Origin of the sequence: Brevibacillus sp. FSL K6-2834 (assembly GCF_038592925.1) — a bacterium.
In the GTDB taxonomy this organism is placed as follows: domain Bacteria; phylum Bacillota; class Bacilli; order Brevibacillales; family Brevibacillaceae; genus Brevibacillus; species Brevibacillus borstelensis.
On sequence record NZ_CP151945.1, the window covers coordinates 1,702,683 to 1,719,035 of the forward strand.

The 16,353-nt window shown below is 53.2% G+C and carries 17 protein-coding genes; 9 read left to right on the forward strand and 8 right to left on the reverse strand.

The window, feature by feature from the left end:
* Positions 1-209 precede the first annotated feature (209 nt).
* From NST96_RS08430 to NST96_RS08445, 4 genes are all read left to right on the forward strand, one after another.
* Positions 210-839 (forward strand): NUDIX domain-containing protein, encoded by a 630-nt coding sequence (locus NST96_RS08430; protein ID WP_024984414.1) that lies wholly within the window; start codon positions 210-212, stop codon positions 837-839.
* A 218-nt stretch (positions 840-1,057) separates the two neighbouring features.
* Positions 1,058-2,323: a GNAT family N-acetyltransferase gene (locus NST96_RS08435; protein ID WP_238986202.1), complete on the forward strand. Its 1,266-nt coding sequence runs from the start codon at positions 1,058-1,060 to the stop codon at positions 2,321-2,323.
* A 62-nt stretch (positions 2,324-2,385) separates the two neighbouring features.
* Positions 2,386-2,559 (forward strand): hypothetical protein, encoded by a 174-nt coding sequence (locus tag NST96_RS08440; RefSeq protein ID WP_155807990.1) that lies wholly within the window; start codon positions 2,386-2,388, stop codon positions 2,557-2,559.
* Positions 2,560-2,697: 138 nt separating this feature from the next.
* Entirely contained in the window at positions 2,698-3,162 is a 465-nt protein-coding gene (locus tag NST96_RS08445; RefSeq protein ID WP_003387847.1) for a PilZ domain-containing protein, read from the forward strand.
* 55 nt (positions 3,163-3,217) lie between these two features.
* On the opposite strand, the gene gerQ is transcribed toward NST96_RS08445, so the two are convergent.
* The 3 genes from gerQ to NST96_RS08460 all read right to left on the reverse strand — a co-directional run bounded on the left by gerQ (position 3,218) and on the right by NST96_RS08460 (position 4,882).
* Positions 3,218-3,658 carry a spore coat protein GerQ gene (gene gerQ, locus NST96_RS08450; protein ID WP_003387846.1) on the reverse strand — a complete coding sequence of 147 codons (441 nt, stop codon included), beginning with the start codon at positions 3,656-3,658 and terminating at the stop codon, positions 3,218-3,220.
* A 46-nt stretch (positions 3,659-3,704) separates the two neighbouring features.
* The gene (locus NST96_RS08455) at positions 3,705-4,127 is read right to left on the reverse strand and encodes a cell wall hydrolase (RefSeq protein WP_003387845.1); all 423 of its coding nucleotides are present in this window, start codon (positions 4,125-4,127) and stop codon (positions 3,705-3,707) included.
* 188 nt (positions 4,128-4,315) lie between these two features.
* Positions 4,316-4,882: a VTT domain-containing protein gene (locus NST96_RS08460; protein ID WP_003387844.1), complete on the reverse strand. Its 567-nt coding sequence runs from the start codon at positions 4,880-4,882 to the stop codon at positions 4,316-4,318.
* A 220-nt stretch (positions 4,883-5,102) separates the two neighbouring features.
* Between NST96_RS08460 and NST96_RS08465 the strand changes: the two genes are divergently transcribed.
* The 4 genes from NST96_RS08465 to thrS all read left to right on the forward strand — a co-directional run bounded on the left by NST96_RS08465 (position 5,103) and on the right by thrS (position 9,698).
* A complete protein-coding gene (locus NST96_RS08465) occupies positions 5,103-6,050 on the forward strand; it encodes a spore coat protein (RefSeq protein ID WP_342406028.1) in 948 nt (315 codons plus the stop codon).
* A 79-nt stretch (positions 6,051-6,129) separates the two neighbouring features.
* On the forward strand, positions 6,130-6,348 hold the full coding sequence (locus tag NST96_RS08470) for a hypothetical protein (protein ID WP_003387841.1): 219 nt from the start codon (positions 6,130-6,132) through the stop codon (positions 6,346-6,348).
* Positions 6,349-6,514: 166 nt separating this feature from the next.
* A complete protein-coding gene (locus NST96_RS08475; protein WP_039071393.1) occupies positions 6,515-7,432 on the forward strand; it encodes a putative sporulation protein YtxC in 918 nt (305 codons plus the stop codon).
* Positions 7,433-7,784: 352 nt separating this feature from the next.
* Positions 7,785-9,698, forward strand: a complete 1,914-nt coding sequence (gene thrS / locus NST96_RS08480; protein ID WP_003387837.1) for a threonine--tRNA ligase — start codon at positions 7,785-7,787, stop codon at positions 9,696-9,698.
* Positions 9,699-9,919: 221 nt separating this feature from the next.
* Here the strand turns inward: thrS and NST96_RS08485 are convergent, their stop codons facing one another.
* From NST96_RS08485 to NST96_RS08505, 5 genes are read right to left on the reverse strand one after another with little or no spacing between them, the layout of a single operon-like run.
* Positions 9,920-10,954 (reverse strand): ThiF family adenylyltransferase, encoded by a 1,035-nt coding sequence (locus tag NST96_RS08485; protein WP_024984411.1) that lies wholly within the window; start codon positions 10,952-10,954, stop codon positions 9,920-9,922.
* Positions 10,955-10,971: 17 nt separating this feature from the next.
* On the reverse strand, positions 10,972-11,712 hold the full coding sequence (locus NST96_RS08490; protein ID WP_003387834.1) for an ATP-binding cassette domain-containing protein: 741 nt from the start codon (positions 11,710-11,712) through the stop codon (positions 10,972-10,974).
* Between the two features lie 4 nt (positions 11,713-11,716).
* Positions 11,717-12,379 (reverse strand): ABC transporter permease, encoded by a 663-nt coding sequence (locus tag NST96_RS08495; protein WP_003387833.1) that lies wholly within the window; start codon positions 12,377-12,379, stop codon positions 11,717-11,719.
* Between the two features lie 12 nt (positions 12,380-12,391).
* Positions 12,392-13,306: an extracellular solute-binding protein gene (locus tag NST96_RS08500; protein ID WP_171506404.1), complete on the reverse strand. Its 915-nt coding sequence runs from the start codon at positions 13,304-13,306 to the stop codon at positions 12,392-12,394.
* A 31-nt stretch (positions 13,307-13,337) separates the two neighbouring features.
* The gene (locus NST96_RS08505) at positions 13,338-14,267 is read right to left on the reverse strand and encodes a helix-turn-helix transcriptional regulator (RefSeq protein WP_327969845.1); all 930 of its coding nucleotides are present in this window, start codon (positions 14,265-14,267) and stop codon (positions 13,338-13,340) included.
* Between the two features lie 254 nt (positions 14,268-14,521).
* Between NST96_RS08505 and NST96_RS08510 the strand changes: the two genes are divergently transcribed.
* Entirely contained in the window at positions 14,522-16,330 is a 1,809-nt protein-coding gene (locus tag NST96_RS08510) for an aldehyde ferredoxin oxidoreductase family protein (RefSeq protein WP_003387830.1), read from the forward strand.
* Positions 16,331-16,353: the final 23 nt, after the last annotated feature.

Below are 16,353 nucleotides of genomic sequence, written 5' to 3' on the forward strand. Positions count from 1 at the left end.
CGCTCTATATGCGTGTTCCGGCCCGATAGATTGTCAGCCAGAGGCACATCACGCAGGATGAAAATGTCAAGTCCGAACGGATCGAAGCCCGGGCCGCGCAGTAGTTGAGAACGTCGGAGCGATGACACAGATTTGCATTTGCAGCCGGTTTTGGGAAGCTTGCCGGGATTGCAACGCAGGAAGCAAATTGTTCGATTGAGGTGAACAAAGTGAAGGAAGAAACGCTGGATATTTTTGACGAGAAAGGGCAATGGATCGGTACGGAAGCGCGCAGTGAAGTGCATCGGCTCGGACTGTGGCATCAGACGTTTCACTGTTGGATATACCGCCGGGAGAAAGAGCGGGTCTACCTGCTATTTCAAAAACGCCATCCTCAGAAGGACACCTCGCCAAACAAGCTGGATATCACTTCGGCGGGCCATCTGCTTGCCGGTGAAGGGCCGAGGGACGGCGTGCGTGAGCTGGAGGAAGAGCTGGGACTGGCTGTCTCGTATGAGAGCTTGCAGCATATTGGAGTCATACGGGATGTTTCCGGTGAGCCGGGCATTGTCGACAGGGAGATTTGCCACGTGTACGGATATGAATCCGACCAGCCCTTGGAAGCGTACCAGATCCAGCAGGAGGAGCTGACCGGCTTGCTCTGGATTCGGCTTGATGAGCTGATGAGATTGTTGAACGGCGAGATTTCTTCGGTTCGAGCGAGCGGATTCGTCTGCGACGAAGACGGAAGCGTCTCTGGAGTAAGCCAAGAGGTGGGGATGGCAGACCTGGTCGCTCATGAGAAAAGCTACTATCAGACAGTGTTCAAGGCGATCAGAAAACTGGCCGACACATCATAAAAACAGGCTGCACGGCAACATGAAGGGGCCCCGGTTTGTCTACCGGGATGCCCTTTTATCCATTCGGCTGCTCCAATAGCGAGCATTGTGAGAGTGGCAGCGGTTCGAGAGCGGGCGATACAAAGCCCGATTGTCTCTTTTTTCTTGCCAGAAGATGGAAGCATTCAGTAAAATATTTTTTATCAGATGTATCGCAACTGAAAAAAGGGAAGCGGGGGATGATGCCGGTGGAAGAAATCCGCGTATTGAAGCCTTCCGAAGCGGAGGGATTCGTCAGAATAGTCGGAATGGCATATCCGAGACAGGAAATGCAAGTGCCGGATATGAAGGAACGCTGGATCAATCGGATTCGCGAAAGCATGCAGGAGGATCCGGGGGTTTCTTTTGTCGGCTGTTTTCGCGACAACCGGATGGTCGGTGTGATGAAATGGTTCGATTTTCACATGAATGTTCATGGAAAACGGCTGCTCACCGGAGGGATCGGTACCGTTGCTGTTGACCTGCTGCACAAAAAGGAGAAAATAGCCAAATCGATGCTGCTCCATTTTTTGCGGGCATACCGTGATCGTGGCGTCAGTCTCGTCTCCCTTTATCCGTTCCGAGTCGATTTTTACAAACAGATGGGCTTCGGAGCCGGAACCAAAATGAATGAATACCGGGTTTCTCCTCTGGACCTGCCTGCCGGGAGCAAGCAGGACGTCATTGCTCTGTCCAAGGAGGACCGCGCTGATATCCTGGGGAGCTACAACCGCTATGCCGCGAAAACCCACGGGATGATCGAAAAGACGGCACGCGAGCTGGATGCCTTTCTGGATCGGCCGGAGCATATCGCCTTTGGCTGCCGAAAGGATGGACAGCTAAGCGGCTATCTGGTCCTGCAGTTTAAACAGGTCAGACAGGAAAATGCCAGCATCCACGATTTGCACGTCAAGGAGTTTATCTGTGAAACGCCGGAGGCCATGCGTGGACTTCTCGCCTTTTTGCGCAGCCAAGCCGACCAGGTCAGGCGCTGCATCTTTTATACCCAGGAAGAAGATTTTCACTTTCTGCTCGCCGATCCGGGAAACGGCTCTGACCGTCTGATCCCCTTCTACTATCATGAAAGCCATGCGTCCGGTGTCGGGCTGATGTATCGAATGATTGATGTAGCGGGTTATTTTCGTCAAATGGCGGATCACCGTATGGGAAGGGAAAGCTGCACGCTTACCTTTCATATTCGCGACAGCTTTCTGCCGGATAATGAAAAGAGTTATACCATCTGCTTTCGCGACGGGTTGCCCGGGCTACTTCCGGAAACGCCCGCACAAGCCGACGCGGAAGTATCACTCGATATCTCCGATTTTTCTTCGCTTGTCATGGGGGCAGTCCGCTTTCACAGCTTATACCAGTACGGGCTGGCCCATTTGTCGCGGCCCGAATACGTAGAGGTGATAGACCGGTTGTTTGCCGTCCCTTGCAAGCCACGCTGTACGACCGGTTTTTAGGTCGAATCAATTCTACCTTCTCTTCATATAGTGGCAGTAAAAGGGGAGGGGGTAGGTATTCCGTGTGGGGAGCTGTTCTCATATTTTTCATCTTCATGGTCTTGGTCTGGTGGGTGGTAGACCTCCTGTTCCGCTTTATGCGCAAAGACACGATCAAGTTTGATCAAAATCATTTATGGGAAAATTCTCCCATTACCAAGAAGGAAATGAACTACCCGGAGCAGAAAAAAGAATAAGGAAGGTTTTGCGGAAAATATCATAAGCGCCGTGTTCGCGGCGTTTTTTTCCATTTTTGCGTTTATTTCGCCAAAGTCACTCGCTAAACGGTGATCCCAAAGAAACAGGACCATATTCCTTAACATGAGGTGAAAACGGTGAATGGCGTCATCAATTGGCAACGAAGAGACTACTTTCGACTGCAGCTGGTTCCCCCGCTCTGTTCGCGCATGACAATCGTCATGTTAAAAGGAAAGACGATGAAGGTGGGGAGCGCAGATGTTTTGATCGAAGACATAGGAGGTGGCGGCCTTCGCTTTCTCTCTGATTTGAAATTGCCGGTAAATGATCAGTTGGTGCTTGAATTTGAAACAGAGGTATTTTCTCGGCAATTGAAAATGTACGGACATGTCGTTCGCAACAGCAATTGGAATGAAACGATCTATGAATACGCTGTCAAATTTACGATGGACGAGTGGGCCCACGCCGAGATCAATCGCATGGTCAATCTGCTGGCGATTCGCATGAGGCAAAAAAGCTCTTTGCCGAGCGGCTTGTTTTGGCAGGATGAGAAGCAAGCGTATTTTGCCAAAGCCGATTCAAGCGATCCGCAGGTTGTGTAATCCGTATATCTGAACAGACAAAAACCCCATCTGCAAGCGATGAGGTTTTTTGTTTTTAGCGGATACCTGAAGGCAGTGCCGGAGGAATGTAGTTCAAATGCTCGTCTGCGGTGATATAGTCAGTGTTTACCATCAGCAGCAGAAACCGTTTTCCCGATTCCGGGTCGCTGAGGATAATGTGATCTCTCCCTGCCGTTTCCAGAACACCGCGGAAAATTTTCGCATTCCACTGGGTATTGTTCTCAAAGGTTTGGTAAACCGTAATCACCTTTCCGCGGTTCAGGCGAAGGATGTTCTCAATGTAGGATTCTTCAACGACCTGACCGGGAGCCAGAGGCGTTCCGGGAATCAGACTTCCGCTTGGCTGCATGGGGACAGCTTGCTGTTGTCCCGGTTGAACCGGCTGCTGGCCCATCTGGTACGGAAAGGATGAAGAAGGATACATGTCCGTATAGGGGTAGGTGACATAAGGATTGTAAGGCATTTGTTGACTCATGATGAACTCTCTCCTTTTCTGGACTTGCAAGCACCATCAAGTACAATCAGAAAACACGGGGGCAATCCCTGGGGGAAGGGACGAAGAAGCAGTGGGCCTTGTAACGTCCCGAATTTCGCTGGTTATACCATTGCGCCGGACAGTTGCCGCTGGGTCGAAAAAACCACAATGCGTTTGAGGCGGGATGCGTGCGCTCTCCATTTACGACTCGTCTTGCCAGGCGGCGCTCCTTATCCCTGGCGCGCTGATAGAAGTAAGGTTTTTGTACAGCTTCATAACCTCCCGGTGACTGAAACACCATGTCCCGCATCGTTCGTATATTTCTAAAATCAAGACAATTGGCAAGAATGCGGTTCACGCCGACGTTTCCGACCATCAGCATGCCCAGTTCCCCTTCTCCCTCGGCTTCGGCACGGATCAGACGAGCCAACATGTCGACATCTCTGGAGTTTACCTTGATTACGGCCATCGCTTCACCTCCTCCAAAAAACTCACAATTACAATATATGGGGAGGTACATATTAGGTGAATGTCCATGAAATATTGCGAAAGAGACGAGGTATTTGGGGCCGCAAACAAAAAAACGCGTCCAGGAAGAGGGACAGCGCACTTTCCGGAGCGTTTTTGATTCAAAGGCAAACACTTTTCAGCAGACAATCAAGCGGTTTTTTTTCTGCGTTTATTCCATACCAGCCAGGCGATAGCGACAACCGCACCGATGCCCAGCACGGCTATTTCCAGGTATTCGTCGAGCAATACTTTGGCGTGTTTTCCATAGAGGTGAAACAATATTCCGATGAGATAAAATTTGATACCCCGACCGAGAATGGCAAACAGCATAAGCTTCGTCAGCGAATAGTTAAAGACGCCGCTTAAAATGGTGAACACCTTGAAAGGGATGGGAGTAAAGGAACCAATCAATACGGCGGCATCTCCGTTTTTGTCGAACTGTTCGGTAGCCAGCTTTGTCCACTTTTCCGGCAGGATCTTTCTCAAGATCGGTTTGCCGAGCCACTTGCCCAGTATGTATCCGATCGGAGCGCCAAGGATAGAGCCGGTAAACGCGACCGTGGCATAGCGCAGGGCAGCGGCTGGATCGATCAGGCTCATCGCGATCTGCAAGAAAAAGGGAGGAACGGGTACGATAAACGAGTCCAAAAAAGAAAGTCCAAATAGCCCCCAGACTCCATATTGCATGAAAACTTGTGTAATTTGTTCAAACATGAGCGTCTCCTCAAGTCCTTGATTATCGTTTCATTATACAGGAAACGAAATCGTTTCTGTAGTTCTATATATGTCTTGTACAAAGGTATATGTCTCGTATTACGTTGGTCGGCGAAAAGAGTTACAGAAAAACATGGAAAATGCAGAAAGAAACTTGCTTCTATTTGCCAACAGAAAAGGACATACTGTTAGGGATTTGTGAAAAGGAGGAATTGGTCACATGCAACCTCACGCGTACGGAGCACATGAAGTGATGGAGCTGCACGAAGTTTTGAATGAGGCGGTCAATGCGATCAATACGGCCCAGCTGTATGCTCCTTATGTTCGCGACCCTGAACTGAGTCACCTGCTTGGCCATCAGCTGCAATTCATGCAAAATGAGTACAACAGCATGGTCCATACCGTCCACGGGCTGGGTGCGGGAGAGGCGCTGCCATACCGTCCTGCTTCAGCGATAGCGGCGGCACATGCAGTCATGGGCACCATGCAGTCCGGTCAAATGCCGCAAATGTACCCGCAAACGTATCCGCAAACACAACAGCCGAATGTTCATCCCAATCAGATGGACGATCGGGATGTTTCTTCGGCAATGCTGGGCCTGCACAAGTCAGGGGCAACATGCAAAATGGCGGCAGCGCTTGAGGCTGCCCATCCACAGCTCCGAAACATGCTGCTGCAGAGTGCTGTCAACTGCGCCAACCAGGCTTACGAAATGTGGGGCTATATGCAGCGAAAGGGATACTATCCATTCCTGACGATGCAGCCGACCGCCAATGCGCAATTGCTGCGCGGCTACCAACCGGCGTCCGAAGGGAGCCAGGGTGCGGGGCAGCAAATGACACCGCCTCCCGCGGCTATGCCTTCGCCTCATAACGGGACGGTGATTACGAACGCGGTTGAGCCCGAGGGCCCTGCTTCGCAGCAGACCTCCGCCATCTCAGGCGTGTCCTACCCGAGCCCAACACTGCAGCGACCAGCGAATGCAAGCCAAATTTTTTCCTCTCCCACGTACAGACAGGAGCATTACGGAGTGAGCGAGGAGACGCAGGTCGCGGCTGATGCCGAGGGAACTTTGACAGCGGAAGCCTACAGCAGTCTGTCTCAGCCGACCGACAACAGACAGGGGCGAAGCAGAAAAAAAGGAGCTTCAGATTCGACAATTGGGTAAAAAGTCTCTAGGAATTGTTGACGTTGGGAAAGATTGTCTACTACTATAAGGGTACAGACCATACAACGGGAGGTACCCAATGAAAACACTGGGATCGGGGAAAGTCATCTTTTTTGCACCAAATGGAACCACTCTTGAATTTAAGGGAGAAATCGACATACGAGGCGATCGTTTGGCCATTACGGAAATTATCTACTTCAACGGAAAGCCCAACGGAGCACGCGAGATGAACGTTCCCTTGGAGCAATCGGTTATTTATTGGGACCCTGAAGTGTATGAGGAGATCGGCTTTGAATAATTATTCGCAGCGCAACCCTGCCAAGAGGTAGGGTTGTTTTTTCTTGCTTTGAAAAGCGACCGCTGTCTTCGATGTGCAACCTTCCCTCTGTTTCCATCCGTTTAAAAGTATATCGCCTCAAGCAGGACATATACTGTAACTACATTGCGGATTGGGGAGATGGACGATGCAAACGTACGCCTTATATTTTGAAAATGTCCCTGCGCATTGTGATGCTTTTCGCTCGATCATCGATGAGATGAAGGAGCGGGTCAACACCGATCCGGTGCGCATTACATATGAAGAACGCGATCAGGGCGATTTCAGGATGTTTCGCTTTCAAAGCTGGTGTATGGAAGAATACGATGCGGAGACGATAGAATGGGCACGTGCATTTATCTCGCTGGCTGTAGCCGAGTGGGTCATTCGGGTCAAGGAACCGGAGGTCATGGAGGAAATAGCCGGCGACCTGATCGAGTCCGAGCAGCTTGAAGATGAGTGGCCTTACGTTATTCCGTTCGTCCAGCGGCTTTTTGCAGAAGGGGAAGAAGAAGCCGATCTTCTGCAAGCGACTACCCGGAAAGCAAGGATATACCGGAAAGTGCGGGACTACCTGGAGGACGAGCGCGAATTGAACGTACTCGGGTTTGTCCGCTTCCGTCTGCAGGAGCATTGGAATGAGTTGTTTGAGCTGATCGAAACCGGCCTTGACGATTATCTCGAAGACAGGCAGTATCAGGAGTTCGTTGACCTGCTGCGCTTTTTTATCGCCGATCAGGAAGCCAAGCAGGAAGTCGTTCACGTTGTTCCTAGTGTGGACAAACCTTTCCATCTCTATGACAAACACGGAGACCGAATCTGGCTGGACCATCTGGACGCCGTCATGTTTACGGATGAACAGAAATGCCGGGAAGAGGATTATCTGGTGAGCGCTCTGGTAGCGATTGCGCCGGAACGTATCGTTTTTCACATGGCGCAGGACAGGCCCGCATTGACACAGACCGTTCGCAGCATTTTTGAAAACCGGCTGATCACCTGCCATTCGTGTTCCCTGTGTCTGTCCGGCAGACGTGTACTTGACGTAAACAAACCAACTCCTTTATAATACGAAAAACAACCTAACACGGAAAATACAATGAGAAGGACATGGACGATACCCATGTTGCTCCAGAGAGGCGGGACACAGGCTGGAAGCCCGCTGCGTACACGTATCGATCTACCCCCTTCGAGTAGCCGCCGGGAAAGAGCTTCTTGCTCACAGTATCGGCGAGCCGGTTCAAACCGTTACGTTTTCGAGAGGTCTGGAATCGACCTGCTTTTGACCCGTTGATGGGCAGGGCATGTCTACAGGCCAGTAGGGTGGTACCGCGGGTTACAAGCACTCGTCCCTTCAGGGATGAGTGCTTTTTTATTTTCCCTAAACAAAGCAAATACGATGGAGAAAGGAAGTATGGATCGTGGCACAAATCAACGTTACATTCCCTGACGGCGCCGTTCGTCCGTATGACGCAGGCGTCACTGTCGAAGAGATCGCCGGTTCGATCAGCTCCAGTCTGAAGAAAAAGGCGGTTGCCGGTAAAGTAAACGGCAAGGTAGTCGATCTTTACACACCGATCGAGGAGGATGCGGCCGTTGAGATCGTTACGCTTGATTCCGCGGATGGTGTGGAAGTGTATCGTCACAGCACGGCCCACTTGCTCGCTCAGGCGATTAAACGCCTGTACGGGAAAGAGGTAAAGCTGGGCATCGGTCCGGTGATCGAAGACGGATTTTATTACGACATGGATATCCCGGTGGCACTCACCCCGGATGATCTGCCAAAAATCGAGGCGGAAATGGAAAAGATCATCAAGGAAGACTTGCCGATCCGCCGCAAAGAAGTAAGCCGTGACGAAGCAGTCGCGATCTTCAAGGAAATTAACGATCACCTGAAGCTGGAGTTGATTCGCGACCTTCCGGAAGATGCCACTATCACCATCTACGAGCAGGGTGAATTCTTCGACCTGTGCCGCGGACCGCACTTGCCGTCCACCGGTTTCATCAAAGCATTCAAGCTGATGAGTGTGGCTGGGGCGTACTGGCGCGGAAATTCGGATAACCAGGTTCTCCAGCGCGTATACGGCACGGCTTGGCCGAAGAAGGCGGAGCTGGATGAATATCTGCACTTTATCGAAGAAGCGAAAAAACGCGACCACCGCAAGCTGGGCAAGGAATTGGAGCTGTTCATGTTTTCCGAAGAAGCGCCAGGCATGCCGTTTTATCTGCCGAACGGCTTCACTGTCCGCAACGAGCTGGAGCAATTCTCCCGCCGCATGCAGCAGCTGGCCCACTACACGGAAGTGCGCTCTCCGTTTATTATGAACCAGCGCCTCTGGCTGCAGTCGGGCCACTGGGATCATTACCACGAGAATATGTACTTCTCCGAGGTAGACAATACCACTTATGCATTGAAGCCGATGAACTGTCCCGGCCACATGCTGATCTATAAAAACAAAATGCACTCCTACCGCGATCTGCCGATTCGCTACTCCGAATTCGGTCAGGTGCACCGCCACGAGTATTCCGGCGCACTGAACGGGATGCTTCGGGTACGGACCTTCTGTCAGGACGATGCCCACGTATTTGTTCGTCCGGACCAGATCGAGGGAGAGATCAAGAGCATGATCCGTTTGATCGACTCGATCTACAAAGTGTTCGGATTTGAGTACAGCGTAGCTCTTTCCACTCGTCCTGAGGATTCGATGGGTTCCGATGAGCTGTGGGAGATTGCCGAAACATCCTTGAGAAACGTGTTGGAAGAAGCGGGATTGCCGTACGAAATCAAGGAAGGAGACGGTGCGTTCTACGGACCGAAGATCGACTTCCAGATTACGGACGCGCTGAAACGCCGCCATCAGTGCGGTACGATCCAGCTCGACTTCCAAATGCCTGAGAAGTTTGACCTGTCATACGTCGGCCAAGACAACGAGAAGCATCGTCCGGTCGTATTGCACCGCGCCATGTACGGTTCGATGGAGCGCTTTATCGGTATCCTGATCGAGCACTATGCTGGCGCATTCCCGGTCTGGCTCGCTCCGGTTCAGGTTCGCCTGATGACGATCAATGAAGTGCATGTGGAATACGCGCAAAAGGTCAAGGAAAAAATGGAGCAAGCCGGCATTCGCGTGGAGCTTGATGCCCGCAATGAAAAAATCGGGTACAAAATCCGCGAGGCACAGGTGCAAAAAGTGCCTTACATGCTGGTTATCGGTGAAAACGAAGTCGCTCAAGGGACGCTGTCCGTCCGCAAGCGCGGCGTAGGCGACGAGGGCGGCATGAGCGTAGATGCCTTCCTCGACAAGATTAAAGCCGAGATTAGCGAAATGAAGTAAACCTGACAGACCGCTTGGGTCAGTACAGGGGAGAAACAAACAAGCTGTCCGTTTGAAATCGGAAATGAAAAAGGTGCTGTCCGCAAGAGCCGGGACAGCACCTCTTTTCATAAAGCGAACCCGGGACTGCAAACTCGGGATAGCGAACTCGGGCGACGAGCGATCCGGACCCCCTCTTGGAATGATCTGCAGACCAGGGCTTTTTTGCTCCCGACTGTCCGTTAATGTCCTACGTACTTGGCGTACAGTCTCCGGGCAGCTGCGATGTCATCTGTACCCTGGATGAGCACGCGTCCGTCCTGGAAAAAGACGAGCGTGCAGCCTTCCACATGAAAGCGGAGCAAAAACGGATTGGCTTCGACTCGTCCGAGGACGCGAAAGCGCTCGGCCATTCGGTCGAGATTGACAGAGAGGGGGCGCTGCGGGCTGATTTGGACCGTATCTCTGCCGCACAGCGCGGCAAACTCCTCAGCCCCTTCTTGCCACTCGAGACTGCTGAAGCTTCGCCCGACACAGGCGGGGCATGCAGGATTTCGGCCATTTGCGACATTCATCTGCATGAAGTCGTTTTCCCAGATGTCTAGCTGTTCCAGATGGGGATTCAGCATGTCATCCGCTCCGATGAGCAGTTTGAGCGCTTCCGTCGCCTGGTAGGATGCGACAATGTGAACAATAGGGCCGATCACGCCGACTGTATCGCATGTTTCTCCCCGTCCTGCGGGAGCGGTAGGAAATAGACAGCGAAAGCAGGGAGTGATGCCGGGGCGGATAACAGAGAACATTCCGCGCGCGCTTACAACGCCGCCGTAAACCCAGGGAATCGAATGCTTTACGGCTACGTCGTTGATCAGATAACGAATCTGAAAGTTATCTGTCCCGTCGAGAATGACATCCACATCGGAGAGCAGGGCTTCCGCATTGACCGGGCTGATGTCTGCGACGATTCCTTCGACAGCAATGTCAGCGTTGATGCGCCTCAGCTTGGCAGTTGCGGCGACCGCTTTTGGCAGATGCTGCCTGGCATCCGCTTCATCGTAGAGCATTTGCCGCTGGAGGTTGCTTTCCTCCACAAAATCCCTGTCGATCAGCCGCAGGTATCCGACGCCGGCTCTCGCCAAGTGATTGGCGAGAACGGTTCCCAGTGCTCCCATCCCGACGACTGCCGCTTTTTTCTGTTGCAGCATATTTTGTCCCGCACTGCCGATCGGGGCAAACAGCATCTGTCTGGAATAGCGCTGCATCCAATCCGGATTCATTATCCAGGCCCCCTTTTTTAGTAAATCATCCGGCCGCAGAGGAAGTCCTGCAGCTCGGGACTTTTCGGCCGGGTAAAAAACGCCTCCGTACTTCCGTTTTCAACGATCCGTCCCTTGTGGATAAACAAGCATTCGTCGGTCAACCGCCTTGCCTGCTGCAAATTGTGAGTCACGATCAGGATCGTGATGTCCCGCGTCTGTTGGATCGCTTTCAGCACTCGCTCGAAAATGGCGATGTGATAAGGGTCGAGGTTTGCAGTCGGTTCATCGAGAAAGAGCAGATCAGGCTGGTATACCAGCACCCTTGCCAGGGCGATCCGCTGCGCCTCTCCGCCCGATAGGGTATGCGCACGCTGCTTGGCCGTATGCCCCAGCTCGACCAGTTCCAGCGCTTCCGTGACGAGCGAACGGATCGCCGTCCGATCTGTTCCGCGATAACGCAGCCCCAGTGCTACATTGTCAAAGACGGTGGAGTCAAACATGGTTGGCTTTTGCGGGACGTAACCGATCCGCCGCTGCAGTGGCAAGCCTTTTGCGTGGGTGAGCGAAGAAAGGTCAACAACCGTGCCAAACACATCCATCCTGCCTGCAGCCGGCTGCTCCAACAGCGTCATCGCACGCAGCAAGGTGCTTTTGCCCGAACCGCTGGGACCGACGATGCCGTAGATTTTCCTATGTTCAAATACGGCTTTGTCTACACGCAATACGGTCTTTCCTCTGTAGGCGACTTCCAGGTCGCTGAGCTTGAGCTTGTTCATCCTGTCATCTCCGCCCGGTTTTTAATTGGTTCAGTACGCCGATAACCAAGAAGCTGTTGAACAAAAAGCTGATCAGCAAAAGGACCAATCCCATTTGCAGTCCTGCCGTGAAGTTGCCCATTCTCGTTTCGAGTATGATCGCTGTGGTCATAACCCGTGTATGGTGCTCGATATTACCGCCCACGAGCATGACGGCGCCAACTTCGGAAATCGCTCTGCCGTATGCGGCTGCTACGCCAGCCCAGATGCCTTTGCGCGCTTCCTTGACGATGGTAAAGACGAGCTGCAGAGGGCTGGCACCGAGACTTTTCGCGGTTTCCCAATAGGCCCTCTCCTTTGCCTGGACGGCAGACAGGCTTAATCCAGCCAGGATCGGAGTGACCAAGACGACCTGGGCAAGCATCATCGCCTCCGGAGTGAACAAAAGGCCGAGCGAACCGAGCGGCCCGTATCGGGAGAGCAATAAATAGACGATGACCCCGACCAACACCGGGGGAAGACCCATACAAGTGTAAATCAATACGATAACCAGCCGTTTTCCCGGGAAAGAATAAAGACCGAGACAGGCGCCGAGCGGAATGCCGATCAAAGAGCCGAGCAATATTGCAGTCGTTGTCACTTTGAGGGAGAGCCAGACAACCTCCCATACTTCAGGGGTCATGAGCATGAAGCAGAGCCCCTATCGTTTCTTGGCAGAAGGGACGAACAGCCCTTTTCCGTATTTGTCTTTCCCGAACTCGCCGATTATTTTTTGCCCCTCCTCGCCGGTGAAAAACTGGATAAATTGCATCGCTTCATCCGGTTTGGAAGTCGATTTTACTTTGATAATGCCGTATGGATTCAGCAAAGACTGATCTCCCTGCATGACGACCTGCAAATTCAGCTTGCGGGAGAGATAGGTGGCCTCATCTGTGAGCGTGTAGGCATTTTTCTCATCCGCCATTTGCAGGGTTGCCCCCATTCCTTGACCAGAGGAGAGGTACCAGTCGCCCTCGGGAGTGAGCTTCGCTTCCTTCCAGATGCTTTTCTCCTTCTTGTCCGTTCCCGAATCATCACCGCGAGAGATGAATGGAGCCTTCTTTTCCGCGATGAGGGCAAACGCTTCTGCTGCGGTTTTCGCTGTTTTTGCGCCGGCCGGATCATCAGCGGGACCTACGATGTAGAACTGGTTGTACATGACGTCATAGGCGTCTGTTCCGAATCCTTTGGATACGAATTCGTCCTCCGCCTTTCGGGAGTGCACGAGGAGCACGTCGGCATTGCCGTCCTCGCCCAGCTTGATCGCCTGTCCGGTTCCGACGGCGACGACCTTTACCTTGATGCCGCTCTTTTGCTCAAAGGCGGGCAGCATCACATCCAACAGGCCGGAATCTTGCGTGCTGGTCGTCGTGGCCAAAACGATCTCCTTGGCGGACGATTCCGACGGCTTCGATTCGGGAGCTGCCGGTTGCCGCGGCTCCGCAGCGGTGGCCTGCTGCTGATTTCCTGCCGGAGGCTGCTGCGAGCTTTGCGTTGCTGCCGATGGCTCCTGCGAGCAGGCGGCGAGAAGCAAAGAAAGAACGGCAGCGAAGAAAGAGACATAAAGACGCTTCAATCTAATCATCTCCCTATTGTTGAAATCATTTTTACATTCTGTCAATTATTTTTCCGGTTGAGGACACCCCGTAGCCTCCCATGGCGACGACCATTTGTTTAAAGCCCGGGTCGCGCAGCACCTCGAGCATGATGCGGAATCGCTCCTGATCGAGCAGTCTCGTAGGCAATACGAGATCGTACCGCTCTTCCTGCACAGGGAAAAAGTCTAGTCCAAGCCCGCGGGCGGCACTTTCGATTCCCAGTGCAGTGTCCGCGTCTCCCCGCAGGACAGCGGAAGCAAGCTCGTAGTGTGTGTTCATTTCCCGGTAGTAGCCGGGTACGCGATCGGCGGAGCGGCCGAGCTGGCGCAGCTTGAAGTCGAGCAGCACCCGAGTGCCTGAGCCTCGCTGACGGTTGACGATGCGGTGACGGCCCGAGAGAAACTCCTCCCAGCTGGTGATCATCCGCGGATTGCCCAGAGGCACGATAAACCCTTGCCAACGGGTGACGAGATTGACGACGGCCACCTCCTCGTTTGGCAGCAGAGAGCGGATATAGGGGAGGTTATACTCGCCGGTCGTCTGGTCCAGCAGGTGACAGCCGGCGATGTCCACGCGGCCTTTGTACAGCTCGATCAATCCGTCCATACTCCCGGAATAGACAGGGAACAGCGTTACCCCGCGTCTGGCGATCATACGGGTGAGCAGGTCGAGCGACAAGTCATGGCTGCCGGCAAAGTAAATCTCCTGCAGCGGGTGACCTCTTCGCAAAACGGCGGCGCGGTCATGGAGAGTCGGAAGCTCCTCCTCTGACGATTTGTGAGCGCGCATGAAATGGTCGAGATCAGTTCGGAGAATGCGCAGGGCTCGTCCGATTTTGGAAGCCGGCAATTCCTTGCGCTTGATCATCTCGTAAACGGTGTACTTGGACAGCTTTAATACTGCAGCGACCTCTTCCGGAGTGAGATACGCCCGATCCACCAGAATCCCCCTTCCGAGCACGTTAATTTGGTTTTGTTTGGTTTTGTTGGTAGCAGTTTGGTTCCGTTTTGTTTAAAACAAACATACTTGAGGAATGGTTCGCTTGGCAATACATCAGTCGAAAAAATAATCGAAAAATTGGTAATTTTGCCGATCCGCCGCAGTATTATAGGAAGGAAATCCTGCTCGATAGTCGAACTTAGAGAGGATAACGTTCAGATTCAACCATATGGAAAAAAAGGGGGAAGCATGCGATGAACCTGGGAGGTTTCAAAAACCGCGAGATCCTGGTCGACCTCTCTTCCGGTGCCGTGGATTATCGCCAGATCGACGAGGAGCTGGCGAGGAAGTACATCGGTGGACGCGGGCTTGGAGTGAAATACGTGTATGACAACGGTCCGCAGGTGGAACCGTTTTCTGCCGAGAACATCCTTTGTGTGATGACCGGACCGGTGACCGGATCGCGCTCGGCGATGAGCGGCCGTCTCTGTATGGTGACCAAGTCTCCGTTGACAGGTACGGTGACGGATTCCCACATGGGCGGATGGTCGGCTGCGCGGCTGAAGTGGGCGGGCATCGACAACGTCATTTTCAAAGGCAAAAGCGACAAACCAGTCTACCTGTACATCGAGAACGGACAGGGAGAGCTGCGCGATGCAAGCGACTTGTGGGGAAAGGGGACCCGCGCTACAGTAAAGGCGATGCAAGAGCGCTACGGCAAGGAAGACCTGAGTGTGATCTGCATCGGACAAGCGGGAGAGAATCTGGTTCGCTTTGCGGGGTTCATGAACGAAAACGACCGAGCGGCAGGGCGTGGGGGCACAGGGGCGGTAGCCGGCAGCAAGAATTTGAAGGCGATCGTCATCAAGGCGCCCCAAAAAGGAAACATGCCGCAGCCTGCACAGGATGAGGAGTACAAGAAAGCAAACCAGAAGGCGCTCAAAGCGATCATGGAAGGCGGTCTGACGGCTCCGAAAAAGGGCGGTCTCTCTGTATACGGCACGAACGTTTTGACCAGTATCATCAATGAAGTAGGCGCACTTCCGACGATGAATTCCAAATATTCGCACTGGGACGGAGCAGAGGGGCACAGCGGCGAGACGGTCAACGCTACGCTGCTCGTGGCGGACAATACCTGCCATGCCTGTCCGGTAGCCTGCAAAAAGGAAGTCGAAGTAAAGGAAGGCAAGTACAAAACCCGCGTCGAGAGCTTCGAGTACGAGTCCGGCTGGGCGCTTGGCGCCAACTGTGGAGTAAGCGACGCGGCGCCGATTTCCTTTTTGATCAATCTGTGCAACGAGCACGGCATGGACACGATTGAGCTGGGGAATACGCTGTCCTGTATGATGGAAGCGTACGAGAAGGGGCTGACGGAAGAGAGAATCGACTGGGGCGATGCAGACCGGATGATCGAGCTGACGGAAATGCTCGTCTTCCGGAAAGGGATCGGCGATGTGCTCGCAGAAGGAACCGCCCGAGCGGCGAAGCACTTCGGCGACGAAAACCTGGCGATGTGCGTCAAGGGTCAGGCCATTCCGGCGTATGATCCGCGCGGCATCCAGGGGATTGGACTCGGCTACGCGACCAGCAACAGGGGGGCTTGTCACCTGCGCGGGTACACGGTTGCCAGCGAAATTGCCGGTATCCCGATGCCGACAGACCGCCTGAAGCCGGAAGGCAAGGGAGAGCTGCTGAAGGTATTCCAGGACCTATTGGCCTTCTCCGACTCGATGAACATTTGCAAATTCTCCTCGTTCTCGGAAAATGCGGAGAACTACGCTGAGCAGTACGCGACGATGACCGGCGTTCAAGTAAGCGCGGACGACGTCATGAAAATCGGCGAGCGCATCTACAATCTGGAGCGCCATTACAACAACCTGGCCGGATTCAATAAACGGGAGGACGACCACCTGCCCAAACGCTTTACGGAAGAGCCGGGAACAGGGAACAGTGCCGGCCATGTAAGCCGCATGGACGTCATGCTGGACGAATACTACCAGGTGCGCGGCTGGGTGGACGGCGTTGTGCCTGAAGCAAAACTGAAAGAGCTGGGCATTTCCTAGCAAGCAAGAAAAGGTGGAGCCTG